The organism is Ruegeria sp. AL12, from assembly GCF_056540885.1.
In genome coordinates, this window is record NZ_JBQFXN010000001.1 from 570,108 (window position 1) to 587,199 (window position 17,092).

The following is a 17,092-nucleotide window of genomic DNA, read 5'->3' on the forward strand; positions in this document are numbered from 1 at the left end:
CTCCCCTCCGTCCGAGCAACGTGGGGCGGCGCGTGCCCGCCATTTTCCAAGGATGGGGCCCTGGAGGGGTCCGAGATTGCGGAGTGAGTGGATGATGTTGATCGAAGAGACCGCCATCGCGGATGCGGCGCTGCCGGTGGATCAGTTCAAGGCGCATCTGAGGTTGGGCACGGGCTTTGCCGAAGATGATGTGCAGAATGAAGTGTTGAAGGGGTTCCTGCGGGCTGCCATCGCGGCGATCGAGGCACGCACTGGCACGGTTCTGATCACACGGGATTTCTCGTGGAGTTTGAACAGGTGGCGCGACCCGTCGGGCGAAGTGCTGCCTGTGGCCCCGGTGGTTTCAGTGCAGGCCGTGACGCTGACTGACAAGCAAGGAGCCGAAACGGTCGCGGACGCCGCGACCTATCGCCTGGAGCATGATAGTCAGCGGCCCCGGATTCGCCCATTGGGATCCAGCCTGCCTGCCATCGAAACGGGTGGTTCCGTAAAGATTTCGTTTGTCGCGGGGATGGCGCAGGATTGGGGCGGGTTGCCCGCCGATCTTGGGCAAGCCGTGCTGCTGCTGGCGGCGCATTACTATGAATACCGGGATGAAACCTCATTGGGCGCTGGATGTATGCCCTTTGGTGTCACTAGCCTGATCCAGCGCTATCGCATGGTGCGTTTCGGGGCGGGGGTATCGCAATGAATACGCCGCATCTGAGCCGTAAATTGGTGCTGGAGGCGCCAATGCGAAGTGCTGATGGGTCGGGGGGCTATACCGAAACATGGGCCGCGATGGGGACACTATGGGCCGAGGTGACGGCGCGCAGTGGGGCCGAACGGCAGATCGCCGGAGCGTCCGTTTCGCGTGTCGGGTACCGCATCGTGGTACGTGGTGCGCCCATGGGATCTTCGGTGCGCCCCGCGCCAGATCAGCGGTTTCGCGAGGGAAATCGCTGTTTCGTAATCCGGGCCGTGGCCGAGCATGACCCGCGCGGCAAGTTCCTGACCTGTTTCGCAGATGAAGAGGTGGCGGCATGAGCTATGGCGTTTCCGCCGCTTTGCAGGCGGCCGTGTATCAACAGCTTTCAGCGGACGCAGCAGTCAGCAGCCAATCGGGGGGCGCGATCTATGATGCCGTGCCCGCGGGAACCGTGCCGCAGACCTATGTGACGCTGGGCCCCGAAGAGGTGCGCGACGCGTCGGACCGAACAGGCGCGGGCGCGATACACCGCTTCACCGTTTCGGTGGTGTCCCAGGAGGCAGGGTTCGGTGCTGCCAAAACACTGGCGGGCGCGGTGTGTGACGCGCTGGAAAACGCGCCACTTAACCTGGTTCGCGGGCGTTTGGTGGGGCTGTGGTTCGAGCGGGCCTCGGCCCGGCGCACCGGGACCGGCGGCACCATCCGCCAGATCGACATGAAGTTCCGCGCCCGCGTGGAAGATGACTAAGCAATCAACGGAGAGAGCACATGGCTGCCCAGAACGGAAAAGACCTGTTGGTCAAAATGGATATGAACGGTACCGGCCTGTTCCAGACCATCGCGGGGCTGCGGGCCACGCGCATAAGTTTCAATGCTGAAAGTGTGGATGTCACCAGTCTGGAAAGCCAGGGTGGATGGCGCGAGCTTTTGTCCGGGGCGGGGGTCAAATCGGCTTCTATCTCTGGCTCGGGCGTGTTCAAGGATGCTGGCACGGATGAACGCGCGCGGCAGTTGTTCTTTGATGGCGAAACTCCGGCCTTTCAGGTCATCATCCCTGATTTCGGGATTGTAGAAGGCCCGTTCCAGGTGACCAGCATCGAATATGCGGGCTCGCACAACGGTGAGGCGACCTATGAGATGAGCATGGCCAGTGCCGGTGCTCTGACCTTTACGGCGCTTTGATCCGATGGCCAATCCGTGGACAGGCGAGGTGGCGCTGACCATCGATGGCGAGCAGCGGGTGCTCAAACTGACGCTTGGTGCTTTGGCGGAGCTGGAGCAGGAGCTGAATGCTGGGTCGCTGGTTGAGCTGGTGCAGCGATTTGAGGGCGGTGCGTATTCCAGTGCGGATGTTCTGGCGCTGATCGTTGCCGGTTTGCGGGGCGGTGGCTGGAACATTGCCCGGGCCGACCTGATGCATGCCGAGATCGAAGGCGGCCCCATGGCGGCCGCCAGAACAGCAGCCGAATTGTTGGCGCGCGCCTTCATGGTGCCGGAGGGCGCATGAGCGGGTTCGACTGGCCTGCCCTGATGCGGGCCGGATTTCTGGGGCTGCGACTGACGCCGGATCAATTCTGGCGTCTGACCCCGGCAGAGCTGCGGCTGATGCTGGGGCAGGGTTCCGGAGCGCCCGCAATGAACCGGGCGGGGTTGGACGCTTTGCTGGCCGCCTATCCGGACAAGACACAAGGAGAGCGTGATGACAGATCGTGACGGGTTTGAGGACCTGCAAGAACGAGGCGAAGCGCTGGGCGATTCCCTCGGCGATGCTGCGACTATGGCGGCAGCGTTTGACAGCCAGATGAAGCGCATCAGCGCCGCATTTGAAGAGACCGGCAAGGATGTCGCCACGCTGGAGCGCGGCATGTCCAGCGGATTGCGCAAGGCCTTCGATGGTGTCGTTCTGGATGGGATGAGCCTTTCCGGTGCGTTGGATGTCCTGAAGAACTCTTTGATCCAAACGGCTTATGCGGCTGCGATCAAGCCGGTGACGGACCACTTTGGCGGCATGCTGGCCAACACGGTCGGCGGGTTGGTGAAAGGAATTCTGCCCTTTGCCGATGGCGGCAGCTTCAGCCAGGGCCGGGTGATGCCCTTCGCCAATGGCGGTGTGGTCAGCGGCCCGACCATGTTTCCCATGCGTGGCGGCACCGGGCTGATGGGAGAAGCCGGGCCAGAGGCGATCATGCCGCTTGCGCGCGGGGCCGATGGCAAGCTGGGCGTGCGGACGCAGGGTGCCGGGCGTGCCGTGAATGTGGTGATGAACATTTCGACACCTGACGTGCAGGGGTTCCGCCGCTCTCAGGGGCAGATTGCGGCCCAGATGAGTCGCGCGCTGGGGCGCGGCAATCGCAACAGGTAAATCAGGGAGCAGCTGATGAATTTCCACGAGGTGAGATTTCCCGCCAGCCTGAGCTTTGGCTCGGTCGGGGGGCCGGAACGGCGCACGGACATCGTGACGCTGGCCAATGGTTTTGAAGAGCGCAACACGCCCTGGGCCCATTCGCGTCGCCGATATGATGCGGGGCTGGGGATGCGGTCGCTGGACGACATCGAGACACTGATTTCGTTCTTCGAAGCGCGGCAGGGCCAGATGTTCGGCTTTCGCTGGAAAGACTGGTCGGATTTCAAATCCGGCAAGGCCACGGCGGACATCAATTTCGGAGATCAGGTGATCGCGAAAGGCGACGGAACACGCACCGAATTCCAGTTGATCAAGACCTACCAATCGGGTGGGGTAAGCTATGCGCGCCCCATCGTGAAACCGGTATTGGGGACGGTGCGTCTGGGGCTGGATCAGGATGAGGTCCGCGAGGGCGTGGATTTTGACGTTGATCTGACGACGGGCAGGGTCACGTTCGCGGACCCACCGCCGGAAGAGGTCGATATCACCGCGGGTTTTGAGTTTGATGTGCCGGTGCGTTTTGACACCGACAAAATCCAGACCAGTGTTGCCAGTTTCCAGGCCGGCGACGTACCGAACGTTCCAGTGGTCGAGGTGCGCATCTGATGGCTGAAGATATTAAGGGTCTGCACGCGCATCTGCAAAGCGGGTTGACAACGGTCTGCCGCTGTTGGGCGATCAAACGCACGGACGGGCAGGAATACGGTTTCACCGACCACGACACGGAGCTGAGTTTTGACGGGTTGACCTTCAAGGCCAGTACCGGCCTGACGGCCGCCGCCATCGAGCAGGCCACGGGCCTGTCCATCGACAACACGGAAGCGATGGGCGCCCTGTCTGACGCGGCCATTCGCGACGAGGATATCGAAGCGGGGCGTTTTGACGGGGCCGAAGTGCGCGCCTGGCTTGTCAATTGGGCAGATCTGGATCAGCGCGTCCTTCAGTTCCGTGGTTCTATCGGTGAATTGCGCCGCTCTGGCGGCGCGTTCCATGCGGAATTGCGTGGCCTGACCGACTTGCTGAACCGCCCTTTGGGGCGCGTTTACCAAAAGCCTTGCACGGCTGTGTTGGGGGATCGGGCCTGCCGGTTCAACACCGACACGCCGGGGTATTGGTTCGACGGTGTGATCTCGGGTTTCGATGGCGGCACCCTTTTGCATGTTGTAGGAGGCCAGACCATTGAAGAAGGCTGGTTCGAACGGGGGCGCGTGGATGTTTTGTCCGGTTCTGCCAAGGGGTTGTGGTCTTCGATCAAGAATGACAGGCAGACGGCAACCGGGCGCGAGATCACGCTTTGGTCCGGTTTCGGGGCAAGCCTGGCGATCGGCGACAGTGTGAAACTGCGGGCAGGATGCGACAAACGCATGGAAACCTGCCAGTTCAAGTTCAACAACTTTCTGAATTTTCAAGGGTTTCCAGATCTTCCGGGCGAAGACTGGGTCATGGCTGTTCCCAAGAAAAGCAAAGCCAATAGCGGAGGCAGCTTACGATGACGATACGTAGAGAGGATATTGTGACAGAGGCGCGCAATTGGCTTGGAACGCCTTATGTGCATCAGGCCTCGGCCAAAGGTGCCGGTGCGGATTGTCTGGGCCTGTTGCGCGGCGTTTGGCGCGCCGTGATCGGGCGGGAACCAGAATCTGTTCCGGCCTACAGCATGGACTGGTCCGAACCGCAGGGTGAGGAACGGATGTGGGTGGCTGCCAGGCGGCATCTGGTCGAAAAACCAATAGGCAAGATGGCATCGGGGGATGTTCTGCTGTTTCGGATGCGCGACGCAAGCGTCGCCAAGCATCTGGGCATCGTCAGTACCACGCACCCCGAGCCCCGCTTTATTCACGCGTATTCCGGACACGGCGTGGTGGAAAACGCACTGAGCAGGCCCTGGTACCGTCGTATCGTTTCCTGTTTCGAATTCCCGATGGAGATGTATTGATGGCCACTATTCTTCTTTCTGCAGCCGGGGCCGCGCTGGGCGGTTCGATCGGGGGCACGGTTGCGGGCCTTTCAACCGCGATTATCGGTCGGGCCGTCGGTGCGACGGTCGGGCGGGTCCTTGATCAGAAGTTCTTTAACCAGTCCGTTATGGGCAGCGGCAGTGAGGTCGTCGAAACCGGCCGCATGGATCGGTTTCGGTTGACGGAAACTGGCGAAGGTGCGCCGGTGACCACCGTGTTTGGCCGTATGCGTGTGGGTGGTCAGGTCATTTGGGCTTCGGATTTTCTGGAGACCCAGGCGACCACCACAGAGGGTGGCGGCGGCGGAGGCAAGGGGAAACCCAAAACCCCTGAGGTGACTACGGTCACGTACAGTTACTCGATTTCGATGGCGATTGCGGTCGGCGCCGGTGAGATTGCCGATGTCGCGCGGATTTGGGCGGATGGAGAAGAACAAGATCGATCCAGCCTCAACATGCGGGTTTATCATGGCACGTGGGATCAGTTGCCGGATCCTCTGATCGAGGCGATGGAAGGCGCTGGAACGGTTCCAGCATATCGCGGAACCGCCTATGTCGTGATCGAGGACTTCCCGCTCGGCGCTTTTGGCAACCGGGTGCCGCAGTTTTCATTTGAAGTTGTGCGCCCCACGCAGCGGGACATGCCCGATCACGGCAGTGCATTGCCTCAGATCGTGCGCGGGGTCGCCATGATACCGGGGACCGGAGAATACGCTCTGGCCAGCTCTCAGGTGAATTATTCACAATCTGGCAAGAGCTGGCCTGCAAACGCACATTCCGCGTCAGGCACCTCGGATCTTGTCTCCTCGACCCGAGCGCTGGAAAGCGAGTTGCCCAATTGCGATGCTGCATCATTGGTGGTGTCGTGGTTCGGCGATGACCTGAGATGCGGACATTGCAAGATCCGGCCAAAGATCGAACAGCGCGAGAACGACAGCAGCGATATGCCCTGGATCGTATCTGATCAGGCCCGAAGTGACGCCGGGCTTGTGGTGCGACAGAACGGCCGCCCGGTCTATGGGGGGACTCCGGCCGATGCGGCCGTGGTCGAGGCGATCCGGCATCTGAACCAATCCGGCAAACGGGTGATGCTTTACCCATTCATCCTGATGGAGCAATTGCCGGGGAACGGGCTGCCTGATCCCTGGTCGGATGCGTCAAGTCAGCATCACCTGCCATGGCGTGGGCGGATCACCCTCGATGTGGCGCCGGGGCGTCCGGGTTCTGCGGACCAGACGGCATCGGCCGATGCACAGGTCGCCGCGTTCTTCGGAACAGCACGTGCACAGGATTTTGCGATCAACCAGGATACGAACGGATCGGGCGGCACCGGCAGTGGCTCGGGTGGTCTGGTCAGGCCCAGACCGGGTGGTCGGCCTGACGACGGAGGGGATACCGGTTTAACTTGGGTCTCCGGGGGCGGTACCTTTGGCGGGCTGCTGGGGGACAGCGGTGTCACGGCCAAAGAAATCATCACATATTCCGGCCCTCAGGAATGGAGCCTGCGGCGTTTCATTCTGCACTATGCCATGCTGTGCAAGGCTGCCGGCGGCGTTTCGTCGTTCTGCATCTCGTCCGAGATGCGTGGCCTGACCCAGATCAGAGGGGCTTCGGGCTTTCCGGCCGTTGTACAACTTCGCGCCTTGGCGGCCGAGGTGCGTCAAATTCTGGGGCCGAACACCAAAATCGGCTATGCAGCGGATTGGAGCGAGTATTTCGGATACCAGCCAAAGGGCACCAGCGACAGGTATTTTCACCTCGACCCTCTCTGGGCGGACGACAACATCGATTTCATCGGCATCGACAACTACATGCCGTTGTCCGATTGGCGCGACGGTGAAAACCATCTGGACGCCGAGGCCGGCGCGCCTTCGATCTACGACCTGGGGTATCTTCGCAGCAATATCGAAGGCGGTGAAGGGTATGACTGGTACTACGCCTCTCCGGAAGAGGCGGAGGCGCAGATCAGGACTCCGATCGAAGATCAGGGGCATGACGAGCCGTGGATCTGGAGATACAAGGACCTGCGCAACTGGTGGTCGAATCCGCATCACGAACGGATCGGAGGCGTGCGTCAACCCAACCCGACCGATTGGGTGCCCGGATCGAAACCGATCTGGTTCACCGAGTTGGGGTGTGCGGCAATCGACAAGGGCACGAACCAGCCGAACAAATTCCTGGACCCGAAGTCATCGGAATCGCTGTTGCCCGCGTATTCAAACGGGCTGCGCGACGACTTCATTCAGGTTCAGTATCTGACGGCGATGCTTGGCTATTGGAGCGATCCGAAGGTCAATCCGATCTCGGGCATCTACGGCGCGCCGATGCTGGACATGGCAAACGCGTATGTCTGGGCATGGGATACCCGCCCGTTTCCGACCTTTCCGAACCTGAAAAGCCAGTGGGACGATGGCGAGAACTATCCCAGAGGGCACTGGCTGAACGGTCGGTCCGGGTCTCGTACGTTGGCCTCCGTGGTGACCGAAATCTGCCACGGTGCAGGTGTCACGGATATAGACGTCTCTGGTCTGTACGGTGTGGTCCGCGGGTATGTCATCGAAGACGTGACGAACGCCCGTTCCGCCTTGCAGCCGCTGATGCTGCGCTATGGGTTTGATGCGATCGAAAGGGATGGAGTGTTGAAGTTCCAGATGCGCGACGGGTACGGCGCTGTTGCCTTGAACCCCGACCATCTGGCGATCAGCAGCGATCTTGAGGGCACGGTCGAACACCGGCGCGAGGCCGAGGCCGAAATGACCGGGCGCGTTCGTCTGCGCTTTGTTCAGTCGGACGCGGATCATGATGTCGTCGCGGAAGAGGCGGTTCTGCCCGATGATCGCACCCATTCCGTATCCGTGAATGAAATGCCTCTGTCCATGACCCGCACCGAAGGGCGGCAAACGGCCGAACGCTGGTTGAGCGAAGCCAGAGTTTCCCGTGATACGGTTCGGTTTGCGCTTCCGCCGTCTCAAATGCACCTGGGGGCAGGGGATCTGGTTCGTTTGACGGATGCTGAAACCGGGCCGGTGTACCGGATCGACCGGTTGGAATCCGCCGACCTGCAACTGGTTGAAGCGGTCCGGATCGAACAGGGCGTGTACAAAGCGTCCGAATTGAATTACGACCCGGCAACGGTCAAACCCTATGCGGCGCCGGTCCCCGTGCTGCCGGTTTTTCTGGATCTGCCCTTGATCACGGGGGCCGAGGCCCCTCATGCGCCCTATCTGGCCGTTACCGGGGATCCATGGCCCGGGGCGGCAACAGTCTATTCCTCGTCCAGTGACGATAGCTATCGCCTGAGCGACGTCATTGCACAGCGGGCAGTGGTCGGCGTGACTGAAACACCGCTGAGACGCGCCAGTGTCGGTGTCTGGGATGAGGGCCCTGCCTTGAAGGTCAAACTGCTTGCAGGTCAGTTGGAATCCCGCCCGCGCAGCTCGGTGATGAATGGCGTCAATCTGGCTGCAATCGGTGACGGAACACCCGGTAACTGGGAGGTTTTTCAGTTCGCTGACGCGGCGCTCGAGGCCCCGGATGTATACGCGTTGTCCGGGCGGCTCAGGGGTCAACTGGGAACAGACGCCTTGATGCCTGATGTCTGGCCGGATGGATCGGTATTCGTGCTGCTGAATGACAGGGTGCAACAGATCAGCCTGCTGCGAAACGAAAGGCGTCTTGCCAAACATTATCGCATTGGGCCTGCGACCCGCGGCTATGATGATCCGTCCTATCAACATCTGATTGCCTCGTTTGCAGGCAACGGATTGCGCCCCTATGCGCCTGTGCACATGCGGGTTCGGTCTGGTGCCGCCGGGGATGAGCTTACGTGGATCCGACGTGCCCGAACGGATGCGGATGACTGGTCGGGGCTGGAGATTTCCCTGGGCGAAGAAACCGAATCCTACCTGGTCCGTGTCGTTGCGGGTGGAACCGTTCTGCGTGAAGAACTGACATCCGAACCAAGGTGGACCTATTCGACGGCCATGAAAGCGGCGGATGGTCTGTCCGGGGGCTATGAGGTCGAAGTGGCCCAGGTATCTGCTGTATTCGGACCGGGTGCCTGGTCGCGTCTTGCGGTTGGGCAAGCTGCCTGATGCGGCCGGTTCTGCATGGAGATGTCAGTGCTGCGGCGCGCGCCTTGCTGGCCGTGCCGCAGCCGGACAGGGGGGCTTTGTGTGTGCGGATGATCCACGAGGCGGAATTGGCCGATAGGCATTTGGAGCGCACGGGCAAGCTCCACCCGGTTTACGGCAATGGTTCTCTCATGGCCGTTGCGCGAAACAGGGCCCTGGCCGATGAACCCGGGTTTGACGATCTGCAATATTGCCAGTGTTTTGAGATGGTTCTGCACCAGCTTGCGAGATTTCAGGCTAGCCGGACGCGCAGCTGACGCATTTGCTGGCGGCCAGATCCAGAGTCAGCCGCCCATCCGGAATCCGCTCGCCGCAGTCTTCGCAATATCCGAACTCGCCCGCTTCAAGCCGGTCCAACGCGGCCAGAAGCCGGCGTGTTTCCACATCGCGATTGGCCTGCTGTGCCTTGGCCATGGCCTGATTTTGCAGCGCATCCATGCGGCTCAGCCGTCCAACGGCCTGTTGATCCAGCTCGACAACGGCCTGGGCCTGCTGCCCCGAAGCTGACATCTGCTGCAATTCCGCCAATCGCTCGCGAATTCGTGTTTCGAAATGGGTGCGCTCTGACTCATTCATTTTCGTTACATGACCGATCATGGGTTTGCGTTTGGTCTTTTTGCCACTAAATGGCATTCTAGGCGCAGCAAAGGATCAAAGCCATGTTCGAAAAGCGCAGCCATGTGACACCGGTTGATCCGGTCTGGACCCGTATCACATCCGAGGCCCATGCGGCCGTCGAGAAAGAGCCCCTCATGGGGGGGCTCGTGCACGCCTGTATCCTGCATCACCGCAGCCTTGAACGCGCGCTTTCATATCGGGTGGCGGCGAAGCTGTGCTCGAACGAAATGTCGATGATGGTTCTGCGTGAAATCGTGGATGAGGCATATGCCGACGATCCGGGTTTGCTCGAAGCTGCTCGGGCGGACCTTATGGCCGTTTACGAACGTGACCCGGCCTGTCATCGGCTGTTGCAGCCGATCCTGTATTTCAAAGGGTACCAGGCCATGCAGGCATATCGCGTGGCCCATTGGTTGTGGCGCAAGGGGCGCTATGATCTGGCCTATTTCTTCCAGATGCGCTCATCCGAGATTTTCGGGATCGACATTCACCCGGCAGCCAAAATCGGCAAGGGCATCATGATCGACCATGCCCATTCCATCGTGATTGGCGAGACAGCAGTGGTGGGCGACAACGTGTCGATGCTGCACTCGGTGACGCTGGGCGGAACCGGCAAGGAAGAAGAAGACCGTCATCCAAAAATCGGAGACGGTGTTCTGATCGGGGCCGGGGCCAAGGTGCTGGGCAATATCTCCATTGGCCATTGCAGCCGCATCGCCGCAGGTTCGGTGGTGCTGCAAGAGGTGCCGCCCTGCAAGACGGTCGCCGGTATCCCCGCCAAGATCGTGGGGGAAGCCGGGTGCGACCAGCCTTCGATCTCGATGGATCATATGCTGGGCAAGGATCAGTAACAGCTCAGCGAGAGCGGTTGGCGCGTTTGTCCAACCGCTTGCGCCGCTGTTCTTCCCGTTTTTGTTTGCGAAGCTCTAGCCGTCTGTCCTGTGCGGCTTTCTGCCGGGCAATCGCGGCCGGATCGTTTGGCTTGAACTTTGAATGCTCACCCGTATAGCTGTTGGGCTTTGCCATGGCACATTCAGGTGCCGTGGCTGCGGGTATCGCCAAAACAGTCAGGCTGAGAATGAGATTTCTTGAGAGCATCGCGCACCTGCCTTCCGTCTGCTTCTAAAGGAAGGAAGTGGGGCGCTTGGATACATCGGGCAATCGGTGCCCCGATCACGCAAGTTCAATTCAATGCAAACACTTGAGGCTGCCCGCGCTCCGGCTGTCCGGGGCGCGGGTATTCTTTGGGTTGTCAGGCCAGCATGACCATCGGGTTTTCCAGGTTGTCGACAATAGCCTTGAGCAGTTCTGCCCCCAGCGCGCCGTCGATGACGCGGTGATCGACGGACATGGTAACGGACATTACGGTTGCCACCGTCAGTTCTCCATCATCCCCGACAACGGGCTTTTTCACGCCGGTACCCACCGCCAGAATGCCGGCATGAGGCGGGTTCACGATGGCGTCGAAATTGTCGATGCCGAACATGCCGAGGTTCGAGATGGCAAACGTGCCACCCTGATACTCGTGCGGTGCCAGTTTGCGCTCGCGGGCACGGGCGGCGAGATCCTTCATCTCGGTCGAAAGCGCCGACAGAGATTTCATGTCGGCGTCCTGAAGAACCGGGGTGAACAACCCGCCCTCGATCGCGACCGCTACGGCCACGTCCGACGGCTTGAGTTGCAGCACGCGGTCACCCGCCCAGACGGCGTTGCATTCGGGCACCTGCTGAAGCGCGTTGGCGACGGCCTTGATGATGAAGTCGTTGACGCTCAGCTTCACGCCACGGCCTTCCAACTGCTTGTTCAACTGGCTGCGGAACTTCAGCAGCGCATCCAGCTTGATGTCACGGCGCAAGTAGAAATGCGGGATGGTCTGTTTGGCCTCGCCCAGTCGCGCAGCGATGGTTTTCCGCATACCGTCGAGCTGAATTTCTTCGTACTCGCGGCCCTCATACATCCGCGCGACCATATCGGCGGACGGTCCAGAGGCCGCCGTCGGTGCGGTCGCAGGCGCGGCCGCTGCGGCTGCCGGGGCAGGAGGCGTCGCAGTGGCCGTCGCGCCTTCGACATCCGCCTTGACGATGCGGCCATGCGGGCCAGAGCCTGTGATCTGTGCCAGATCGAGGCCTTTCTGCGCAGCGATCCGTCGGGCCAGAGGGGAAGCAAAGATGCGACCGCCATCCGCCTTGACCGGAGCGGCCGGCGCAGGGGCAGGGGCGGGCGCCTCGGACGCCGCAGGGGCGGCGGCCTCGTTGCCCGGGTCGGCTGCGGGGGCAGCCTCCGGGGTCTTGGCCGGGGCCGCGGCGATGTCATCGGCGCTTTCGCCATCTTCCAGCAAAATCGCGATGGCGGTGTTGACCTTGACCCCTTCGGTGCCTTCGGGGATCAGGATCTTGCCGACGATGCCTTCATCGACGGCTTCGAACTCCATCGTGGCCTTGTCGGTTTCGATCTCGGCCAGCAGATCGCCGGAGGAGACGGTGTCGCCTTCCTTGACCAGCCATTTGGCGAGCGTGCCTTCCTCCATGGTCGGCGAAAGGGCGGGCATCAGAATTTCGGTGGGCATCTGTCTGTCGCTCCTTACCGGTAAGTCACTTGTTTGACGGCTTCGATCACCTCGTCCGTAGTGACCAGGGCCAGCTTTTCGAGGTTTGCGGCGTAGGGCATCGGAACATCCTTGCCGGTGCAGTTGATGACCGGCGCGTCGAGATAATCGAATGCTTCCTGCATCACGACGGATGAGATGTAGCTGCCGACCGAACCTTGCGGCCAGCCTTCTTCCACAGTCACCAGACGGTTGGTCTTCATCACCGAATTGATGATCGCACCGGTATCCATCGGACGGATGGTGCGCAGATCGATAACCTCGGCGCTGATGCCTTCTTCGGCCAGCCTGTCGGCGGCTTCCAGCGCGTATTGCATGCCGATGCCGAAGCTGACGATGGTCACGTCCGAGCCTTCGCGCCAGATGCGGGCCTTGCCCAGCGGCACGGTCAGGTCATCGACCTGCGGCATGTCGAAAGTGCGACCATAGAGGATTTCGTTTTCCAGAAAGATCACCGGGTTGGGGTCGCGGATGGCCGATTTCAGCAGGCCCTTGGCGTCGGCTGCGGAATAGGGCATCACCACCTTCAGGCCGGGGATCTGCATGTACCAGGCGGCATAGTCCTGGCTGTGCTGGGCTGCCACGCGCGCGGCGGCGCCGTTGGGGCCGCGGAACACGATCGGACACCCCATCTGACCGCCGGACATGTACAGCGTCTTGGCGGCCGAATTGATGATCTGGTCGATCGCCTGCATCGCGAAGTTGAACGTCATGAACTCGACGATCGGCTTCAGCCCGCCAAAGGCCGACCCAACGGCGATGCCGGCAAAGCCGTGCTCGGTGATCGGTGTGTCGATCACGCGTTTGGGGCCGAATTCGTCCAGCAGACCCTGGGAAATCTTGTATGCGCCCTGATATTCCGCGACCTCCTCGCCCATCAGATAGACATCTTCGTCGTTGCGCATTTCTTCGGCCATCGCGTCGCGCAGAGCTTCGCGAACGGTTTCGGATTTCATCTCGGCATCTGCCGGCCAGTCGGGCGACAGGTCGACCACCGGCGCAGCGGGGGCCGCAGCGGCAGGAGCGGGGGCCTCGACCGCCGCAGGGGCGGCTTCGACCACCGCTGCGGCTGCGGGTGCAGCCGCGGTCACGGCCGAGGCGTCTTCGCCTTCCTCGACCAGAACCGCAATCGGGGTGTTCACCTTGACCCCTTCGGTGCCTTCGGCGATCAGGATCTTGCCGACGATGCCCTCGTCGACAGCTTCAAATTCCATTGTCGCCTTGTCGGTCTCGATTTCGGCCAGGATGTCACCGCTGGATACGGTGTCGCCTTCCTTGACCAGCCATTTGGCCAGCGTGCCCTCTTCCATCGTGGGCGAAAGGGCGGGCATGAGAATTTCGGTTGCCATGTCTTATTCGTCCTCTCAGGCGTAAATGTCGGTCCAGAGCTCTTCAACGGCGGGCTCGGGGCTTTCTTTCGAGAATTCGGCGGCTTGGTTCACGATCTCTTTGATTTCCTTGTCGATCGCCTTCAGGTCATCCTCGGTCGCGTGTTTGCCGGTCAGCAGCAGCTCGCGCACATGTTCGATCGGGTCGCTTTGTTCGCGGACTTTCTGAACCTCTTCGCGGGTGCGGTACTTGGCCGGGTCAGACATCGAGTGCCCGCGATAGCGGTAGGTCTTGACCTCAAGAATGTAAGGGCCCTTGCCGGCGCGGCAGTGGGCAACGGCCTTTTCACCAGCGGCTTTGACGGCCAGCACATCCATTCCGTTGACGATCTCGCCGGGGATGCCGAAGGCTTCGCCGCGCACATAGATATCGGGTGACGAGGTCGAACGCGCCTGCGCTGTGCCCATGGCGTATTGGTTGTTCTCGATCACGAAAACCACGGGAAGATCCCACAGGGCGGCCATATTGAACGTCTCATAGACCTGGCCCTGGTTTGCGGCACCGTCGCCGAAATAGGTAAAGGTCACGCCGCCATTCTCTTTGTACTTGTCGGCAAAGGCCAGACCTGCGCCCAGCGGAACCTGCGCGCCGACGATGCCATGGCCCCCATAGAAATGCTTTTCTTTCGAGAACATGTGCATCGAACCGCCCTTGCCCTTGGACAGGCCGCCTTCGCGCCCGGTCAGTTCGGCCATCACGCCGCCCGGATCCATGCCACAGGCCAGCATATGGCCGTGGTCACGATACGATGTGATCCGCTTGTCGCCGTCCTGTGCTGCCGCTTCGAGCCCGACAACAACCGCCTCTTGACCGATGTACAGGTGGCAGAACCCGCCGATCAGACCCATGCCATAAAGCTGACCCGCCTTTTCTTCGAATCGACGGATCAGAAGCATCTCGCGGTAGTATGTCTTGAGTTCTTCCGCAGAAACATTTGGTTTCTTTGTGGTTTTTCGCGCAGCCATAGTGGCGATCTCCCCCTTTCGGCAAGATAGTTTAGCGTTAAACTATCTCATAAAGCATTTGGGGCTTTCTGGCGAGGGGAAATGTGACGCAGCGTCCGCGCGGGCGTGGCGCAGCCGACAGGCAAAGCGGTGCGACGATGGTCCGAAGGCGTCCGGCAGCCCAAAAAGGATCAGCGGATCACGATCTCATCCGCCCGGATCATGCCAAGAACCGAACGCGCCTGCTGATCGAGCAGGTCAAGATCCAGATAAGTGTCGGACAGGCGCCGAGTCAGGTTTTCCAATTCGGCGATTTGGGCATTCAGCTTTTCCAGGTCCTGTGACAGGGCGTCCCGTTCCGCAGCAATTTCGACCCGCCGAAACAGGCCATAGTCACCTTGTACGGCGGCAAAGGTGAAATACACACCAAGCATGAAAGCCACCGAGAAGAAGATGATTGAGCCCAAACCGGGCCGATGGGAACGGGACACTCTGTTTACCGCCGTATGAAAACTAGCCTCAAAAACGTGCCCTTTGCGAGCATCTGGACACACTATGTCACAGGTGATTCGGGTTGTGAATCCCCTGTTTCGATTTTTTCATCTGTAATTTAAGCGCGTCCTGATCCGCGTCAGCGCCATGATTCCAGCGCCTGATTTCGCGCGACGGTTTGTTCTTTCATGCAGGTCCAGTAGAACATCGGCGCAGCGCTGCCGCCGCCCGACAATTCCTTGTCGCAGGTTGCGTCTCGGGCCTTCAGCCAGGCGCGTTGTTCGGTCAGAAGGGCATCACCGTCGCCGCGTGCATCGGCTGCGGGTTTGATCTGTGCCCACAGCCGGTTGAGTTCGCGATCTGCGGCCTCCCATTGTTCCTTGGCGCAGAAATTGGCGTCAAGCTGGGTTTGGCCGCTGCAACTGGATTGAGCAGCGGCAGAGCAGGGCAGCATTATTAGGACAAGAAGGTAAATTGGCTTCACGGCAATATCCCCCGTTCAAAAGGGGATACTACCATGGACCATGTCAGGCGATCAAAGGCGGCAAGTGGTGCTTACTGATCCAGAGCTGCGACACCGGGCAGCGTTTTGCCTTCCATCCATTCCAGAAACGCGCCACCCGCGGTCGAGATATAGGTGAAGTCCTTGGCGGCACCCGAGGCGTTCAGGGCAGCAACCGTGTCTCCACCTCCGGCGACCGAGATCAGCTGGCCCGAACGGCTGAGCGCGGCCGCCTTCAAGGCAGCGGCATTGGTGGCGGCGTCGAACGGTTCCAGTTCGAATGCGCCCAGCGGTCCGTTCCAGATCAGGGTTTTGCTTTTTTCGAATATCTCGATGATCGCGGCCACGCTTTCGGGGCCAGCGTCCAGGATCATGCCATCGTCGGGGCATTGATCCGCGGGCAAAACCTGATGAGTGGCATTGGCTTCAAACGTTTCGGCAACCACGACGTCACGTGGCAGAACGATCTGACAGCCGGTGCTTTCGGCTTTGGTCAGAATTTCGGCTGCGGTGTCTTTCATCGCCGTTTCGGCCAGCGATTTTCCGACATTGACACCTTGCGCGACAAGGAACGTATTGGCCATGCCGCCACCGATCACCAGATAATCTACCTTGTCGATCAGATTGCCCAGCAATTCCAGCTTGGTCGAAACCTTGGCCCCGCCCACAACCGCTGTTACGGGGCGTTCGGGTGCGCCCAACGCGCTTTCCAGTGCCTGCAACTCGGCCTGCATCAAACGACCGGCACAGGCGGGCAGCAGGCGCGCGATGGCCTCGGTCGAGCTGTGGGCCCGGTGCGCCGCTGAAAACGCGTCGTTGCAGTACACGTCACCCAGCCTGGCCATACCTGCGGCCAGATCGGCATCGTTCTTGGTTTCCGCAGCGTGAAAACGCGTGTTCTCAAGTAACAGCACCTGGCCGGGCTGCAACGCCTGCGCCGCCAGTTCGGCCTCGGTTCCGACACAGTCGGCGGCAAACAGGACTTTGGTGCCAATAGCGCTTTCGAGGGTCGGAACCAGTTGCTTGAGCGACAGGTTCTCGCGCCGCTCGCCTCCGGGGCGACCGAAATGGGCCAGAAGGATCGGTTTGCCGCCAGCGGCCAGAATGTCGCGAACCGTCGGCACGATTCTCTGGATGCGGGTGGCGTCGGTCACGACACCGTCAACCACGGGCACGTTGATATCCACACGCACAAGTACGCGTTTGCCGTTCAGGTCCATATCGTCCAGTGTTTTCCAGCCCATTGTGCGATCCTTGTCATTGGCAAATGATTTAGGCGGTTCTTTTCCTGCAATTTGCCCTCAGGTCAATGCGTCACTTGGCATTCGTACGCGTGCGTCATAGGTATTTGCGCAAGATA

Annotated in this window: 21 protein-coding genes; 13 read left to right on the forward strand and 8 right to left on the reverse strand. The window is 60.7% G+C overall.

Annotated elements, in window-relative coordinates; translation table 11 throughout:
- Positions 1 to 91 precede the first annotated feature (91 nt).
- From ACR0C6_RS02860 to ACR0C6_RS02915, 12 genes are read left to right on the forward strand one after another with little or no spacing between them, the layout of a single operon-like run.
- On the forward strand, positions 92 to 691 hold the full coding sequence (locus ACR0C6_RS02860; RefSeq protein ID WP_171115395.1) for a head-tail connector protein: 600 nt from the start codon (positions 92 to 94) through the stop codon (positions 689 to 691).
- Positions 688 to 1,026, forward strand: a complete 339-nt coding sequence (locus tag ACR0C6_RS02865; protein ID WP_480618184.1) for a phage head closure protein — start codon at positions 688 to 690, stop codon at positions 1,024 to 1,026. Before ACR0C6_RS02860 ends, ACR0C6_RS02865 begins: the two co-directional genes overlap by 4 nt.
- A complete protein-coding gene (locus ACR0C6_RS02870) occupies positions 1,023 to 1,436 on the forward strand; it encodes a DUF3168 domain-containing protein (protein WP_480618186.1) in 414 nt (137 codons plus the stop codon). The genes ACR0C6_RS02865 and ACR0C6_RS02870 overlap by 4 nt, the downstream gene beginning before the upstream one ends.
- A 20-nt stretch (positions 1,437 to 1,456) precedes the next feature.
- Positions 1,457 to 1,870, forward strand: coding sequence for a phage major tail protein, TP901-1 family (locus ACR0C6_RS02875; RefSeq protein WP_170343937.1), 414 nt, complete (start codon positions 1,457 to 1,459; stop codon positions 1,868 to 1,870).
- A gap of 4 nt (positions 1,871 to 1,874) precedes the next feature.
- Positions 1,875 to 2,195, forward strand: a complete 321-nt coding sequence (locus tag ACR0C6_RS02880) for a gene transfer agent family protein (protein ID WP_152458312.1) — start codon at positions 1,875 to 1,877, stop codon at positions 2,193 to 2,195.
- Complete coding sequence (locus tag ACR0C6_RS02885; RefSeq protein ID WP_152458311.1) at positions 2,192 to 2,401, forward strand: rcc01693 family protein; 210 nt, start codon at positions 2,192 to 2,194, stop codon at positions 2,399 to 2,401. The genes ACR0C6_RS02880 and ACR0C6_RS02885 overlap by 4 nt, the downstream gene beginning before the upstream one ends.
- Complete coding sequence (locus ACR0C6_RS02890) at positions 2,388 to 3,050, forward strand: phage tail tape measure protein (protein WP_480445444.1); 663 nt, start codon at positions 2,388 to 2,390, stop codon at positions 3,048 to 3,050. Before ACR0C6_RS02885 ends, ACR0C6_RS02890 begins: the two co-directional genes overlap by 14 nt.
- Positions 3,051 to 3,065: 15 nt before the next feature.
- Entirely contained in the window at positions 3,066 to 3,698 is a 633-nt protein-coding gene (locus tag ACR0C6_RS02895; RefSeq protein WP_152458309.1) for a DUF2460 domain-containing protein, read from the forward strand.
- On the forward strand, positions 3,698 to 4,585 hold the full coding sequence (locus ACR0C6_RS02900) for a DUF2163 domain-containing protein (RefSeq protein WP_480618189.1): 888 nt from the start codon (positions 3,698 to 3,700) through the stop codon (positions 4,583 to 4,585). The genes ACR0C6_RS02895 and ACR0C6_RS02900 overlap by 1 nt, the downstream gene beginning before the upstream one ends.
- A complete protein-coding gene (locus tag ACR0C6_RS02905; RefSeq protein ID WP_480618190.1) occupies positions 4,582 to 5,028 on the forward strand; it encodes an NlpC/P60 family protein in 447 nt (148 codons plus the stop codon). The genes ACR0C6_RS02900 and ACR0C6_RS02905 overlap by 4 nt, the downstream gene beginning before the upstream one ends.
- Positions 5,028 to 9,143 (forward strand): baseplate multidomain protein megatron, encoded by a 4,116-nt coding sequence (locus ACR0C6_RS02910; protein WP_480618192.1) that lies wholly within the window; start codon positions 5,028 to 5,030, stop codon positions 9,141 to 9,143. Before ACR0C6_RS02905 ends, ACR0C6_RS02910 begins: the two co-directional genes overlap by 1 nt.
- Positions 9,143 to 9,439, forward strand: coding sequence for a DUF7742 family protein (locus ACR0C6_RS02915; protein ID WP_152458306.1), 297 nt, complete (start codon positions 9,143 to 9,145; stop codon positions 9,437 to 9,439). The genes ACR0C6_RS02910 and ACR0C6_RS02915 overlap by 1 nt, the downstream gene beginning before the upstream one ends.
- On the opposite strand, the gene ACR0C6_RS02920 is transcribed toward ACR0C6_RS02915, so the two are convergent.
- The gene (locus ACR0C6_RS02920; protein WP_171228355.1) at positions 9,420 to 9,758 is read right to left on the reverse strand and encodes a TraR/DksA family transcriptional regulator; all 339 of its coding nucleotides are present in this window, start codon (positions 9,756 to 9,758) and stop codon (positions 9,420 to 9,422) included. The genes ACR0C6_RS02915 and ACR0C6_RS02920 overlap by 20 nt on opposite strands.
- Before the next feature lie 83 nt (positions 9,759 to 9,841).
- On the opposite strand from ACR0C6_RS02920, the gene cysE reads away from it, so the two are divergent.
- The gene (cysE, locus tag ACR0C6_RS02925; RefSeq protein WP_171639287.1) at positions 9,842 to 10,651 is read left to right on the forward strand and encodes a serine O-acetyltransferase; all 810 of its coding nucleotides are present in this window, start codon (positions 9,842 to 9,844) and stop codon (positions 10,649 to 10,651) included.
- A 4-nt stretch (positions 10,652 to 10,655) separates the two neighbouring features.
- Here the strand turns inward: cysE and ACR0C6_RS02930 are convergent, their stop codons facing one another.
- The 7 genes from ACR0C6_RS02930 to ACR0C6_RS02960 all read right to left on the reverse strand — a co-directional run bounded on the left by ACR0C6_RS02930 (position 10,656) and on the right by ACR0C6_RS02960 (position 16,976).
- A complete protein-coding gene (locus ACR0C6_RS02930; protein ID WP_171639288.1) occupies positions 10,656 to 10,826 on the reverse strand; it encodes a hypothetical protein in 171 nt (56 codons plus the stop codon).
- Positions 10,827 to 11,052: 226 nt separating this feature from the next.
- Positions 11,053 to 12,366, reverse strand: a complete 1,314-nt coding sequence (locus ACR0C6_RS02935) for a pyruvate dehydrogenase complex dihydrolipoamide acetyltransferase (protein WP_480445438.1) — start codon at positions 12,364 to 12,366, stop codon at positions 11,053 to 11,055.
- A gap of 14 nt (positions 12,367 to 12,380) precedes the next feature.
- Positions 12,381 to 13,754, reverse strand: a complete 1,374-nt coding sequence (locus ACR0C6_RS02940; RefSeq protein WP_480445437.1) for a pyruvate dehydrogenase complex E1 component subunit beta — start codon at positions 13,752 to 13,754, stop codon at positions 12,381 to 12,383.
- A 15-nt stretch (positions 13,755 to 13,769) separates the two neighbouring features.
- The gene (pdhA, locus tag ACR0C6_RS02945) at positions 13,770 to 14,759 is read right to left on the reverse strand and encodes a pyruvate dehydrogenase (acetyl-transferring) E1 component subunit alpha (protein ID WP_171115415.1); all 990 of its coding nucleotides are present in this window, start codon (positions 14,757 to 14,759) and stop codon (positions 13,770 to 13,772) included.
- 170 nt (positions 14,760 to 14,929) lie between these two features.
- Positions 14,930 to 15,229: an FtsB family cell division protein gene (locus ACR0C6_RS02950; protein WP_171115419.1), complete on the reverse strand. Its 300-nt coding sequence runs from the start codon at positions 15,227 to 15,229 to the stop codon at positions 14,930 to 14,932.
- Between the two features lie 140 nt (positions 15,230 to 15,369).
- Positions 15,370 to 15,684 (reverse strand): lysozyme inhibitor LprI family protein, encoded by a 315-nt coding sequence (locus tag ACR0C6_RS02955; protein ID WP_171228109.1) that lies wholly within the window; start codon positions 15,682 to 15,684, stop codon positions 15,370 to 15,372.
- A 101-nt stretch (positions 15,685 to 15,785) separates the two neighbouring features.
- Entirely contained in the window at positions 15,786 to 16,976 is a 1,191-nt protein-coding gene (locus ACR0C6_RS02960; RefSeq protein ID WP_480618194.1) for a phosphoglycerate kinase, read from the reverse strand.
- Positions 16,977 to 17,092 lie beyond the last annotated feature (116 nt).

Excerpts from the sequence above, each read along its gene's own strand:
- ACR0C6_RS02860 (WP_171115395.1), top strand. The coding sequence starts at position 92 with ATGATGTTGATCGAAGAGACCGCCATCGCGGATGCGGCGCTGCCGGTG.
- ACR0C6_RS02865 (WP_480618184.1), top strand. The coding sequence starts at position 688 with ATGAATACGCCGCATCTGAGCCGTAAATTGGTGCTGGAGGCGCCAATG.
- ACR0C6_RS02870 (WP_480618186.1), top strand. The coding sequence starts at position 1,023 with ATGAGCTATGGCGTTTCCGCCGCTTTGCAGGCGGCCGTGTATCAACAG.
- ACR0C6_RS02875 (WP_170343937.1), top strand. The coding sequence starts at position 1,457 with ATGGCTGCCCAGAACGGAAAAGACCTGTTGGTCAAAATGGATATGAAC.
- ACR0C6_RS02880 (WP_152458312.1), top strand. The coding sequence starts at position 1,875 with ATGGCCAATCCGTGGACAGGCGAGGTGGCGCTGACCATCGATGGCGAG.
- ACR0C6_RS02885 (WP_152458311.1), top strand. The coding sequence starts at position 2,192 with ATGAGCGGGTTCGACTGGCCTGCCCTGATGCGGGCCGGATTTCTGGGG.
- ACR0C6_RS02890 (WP_480445444.1), top strand. The coding sequence starts at position 2,388 with ATGACAGATCGTGACGGGTTTGAGGACCTGCAAGAACGAGGCGAAGCG.
- ACR0C6_RS02895 (WP_152458309.1), top strand. The coding sequence starts at position 3,066 with ATGAATTTCCACGAGGTGAGATTTCCCGCCAGCCTGAGCTTTGGCTCG.
- ACR0C6_RS02900 (WP_480618189.1), top strand. The coding sequence starts at position 3,698 with ATGGCTGAAGATATTAAGGGTCTGCACGCGCATCTGCAAAGCGGGTTG.
- ACR0C6_RS02905 (WP_480618190.1), top strand. The coding sequence starts at position 4,582 with ATGACGATACGTAGAGAGGATATTGTGACAGAGGCGCGCAATTGGCTT.
- ACR0C6_RS02910 (WP_480618192.1), top strand. The coding sequence starts at position 5,028 with ATGGCCACTATTCTTCTTTCTGCAGCCGGGGCCGCGCTGGGCGGTTCG.
- ACR0C6_RS02915 (WP_152458306.1), top strand. The coding sequence starts at position 9,143 with ATGCGGCCGGTTCTGCATGGAGATGTCAGTGCTGCGGCGCGCGCCTTG.
- ACR0C6_RS02920 (WP_171228355.1), bottom strand. The coding sequence starts at position 9,758 with ATGAATGAGTCAGAGCGCACCCATTTCGAAACACGAATTCGCGAGCGA.
- cysE (WP_171639287.1), top strand. The coding sequence starts at position 9,842 with ATGTTCGAAAAGCGCAGCCATGTGACACCGGTTGATCCGGTCTGGACC.
- ACR0C6_RS02930 (WP_171639288.1), bottom strand. The coding sequence starts at position 10,826 with ATGGCAAAGCCCAACAGCTATACGGGTGAGCATTCAAAGTTCAAGCCA.
- ACR0C6_RS02935 (WP_480445438.1), bottom strand. The coding sequence starts at position 12,366 with ATGCCCACCGAAATTCTGATGCCCGCCCTTTCGCCGACCATGGAGGAA.
- ACR0C6_RS02940 (WP_480445437.1), bottom strand. The coding sequence starts at position 13,754 with ATGGCAACCGAAATTCTCATGCCCGCCCTTTCGCCCACGATGGAAGAG.
- pdhA (WP_171115415.1), bottom strand. The coding sequence starts at position 14,759 with ATGGCTGCGCGAAAAACCACAAAGAAACCAAATGTTTCTGCGGAAGAA.
- ACR0C6_RS02955 (WP_171228109.1), bottom strand. The coding sequence starts at position 15,684 with ATGCTGCCCTGCTCTGCCGCTGCTCAATCCAGTTGCAGCGGCCAAACC.
- ACR0C6_RS02960 (WP_480618194.1), bottom strand. The coding sequence starts at position 16,976 with ATGGGCTGGAAAACACTGGACGATATGGACCTGAACGGCAAACGCGTA.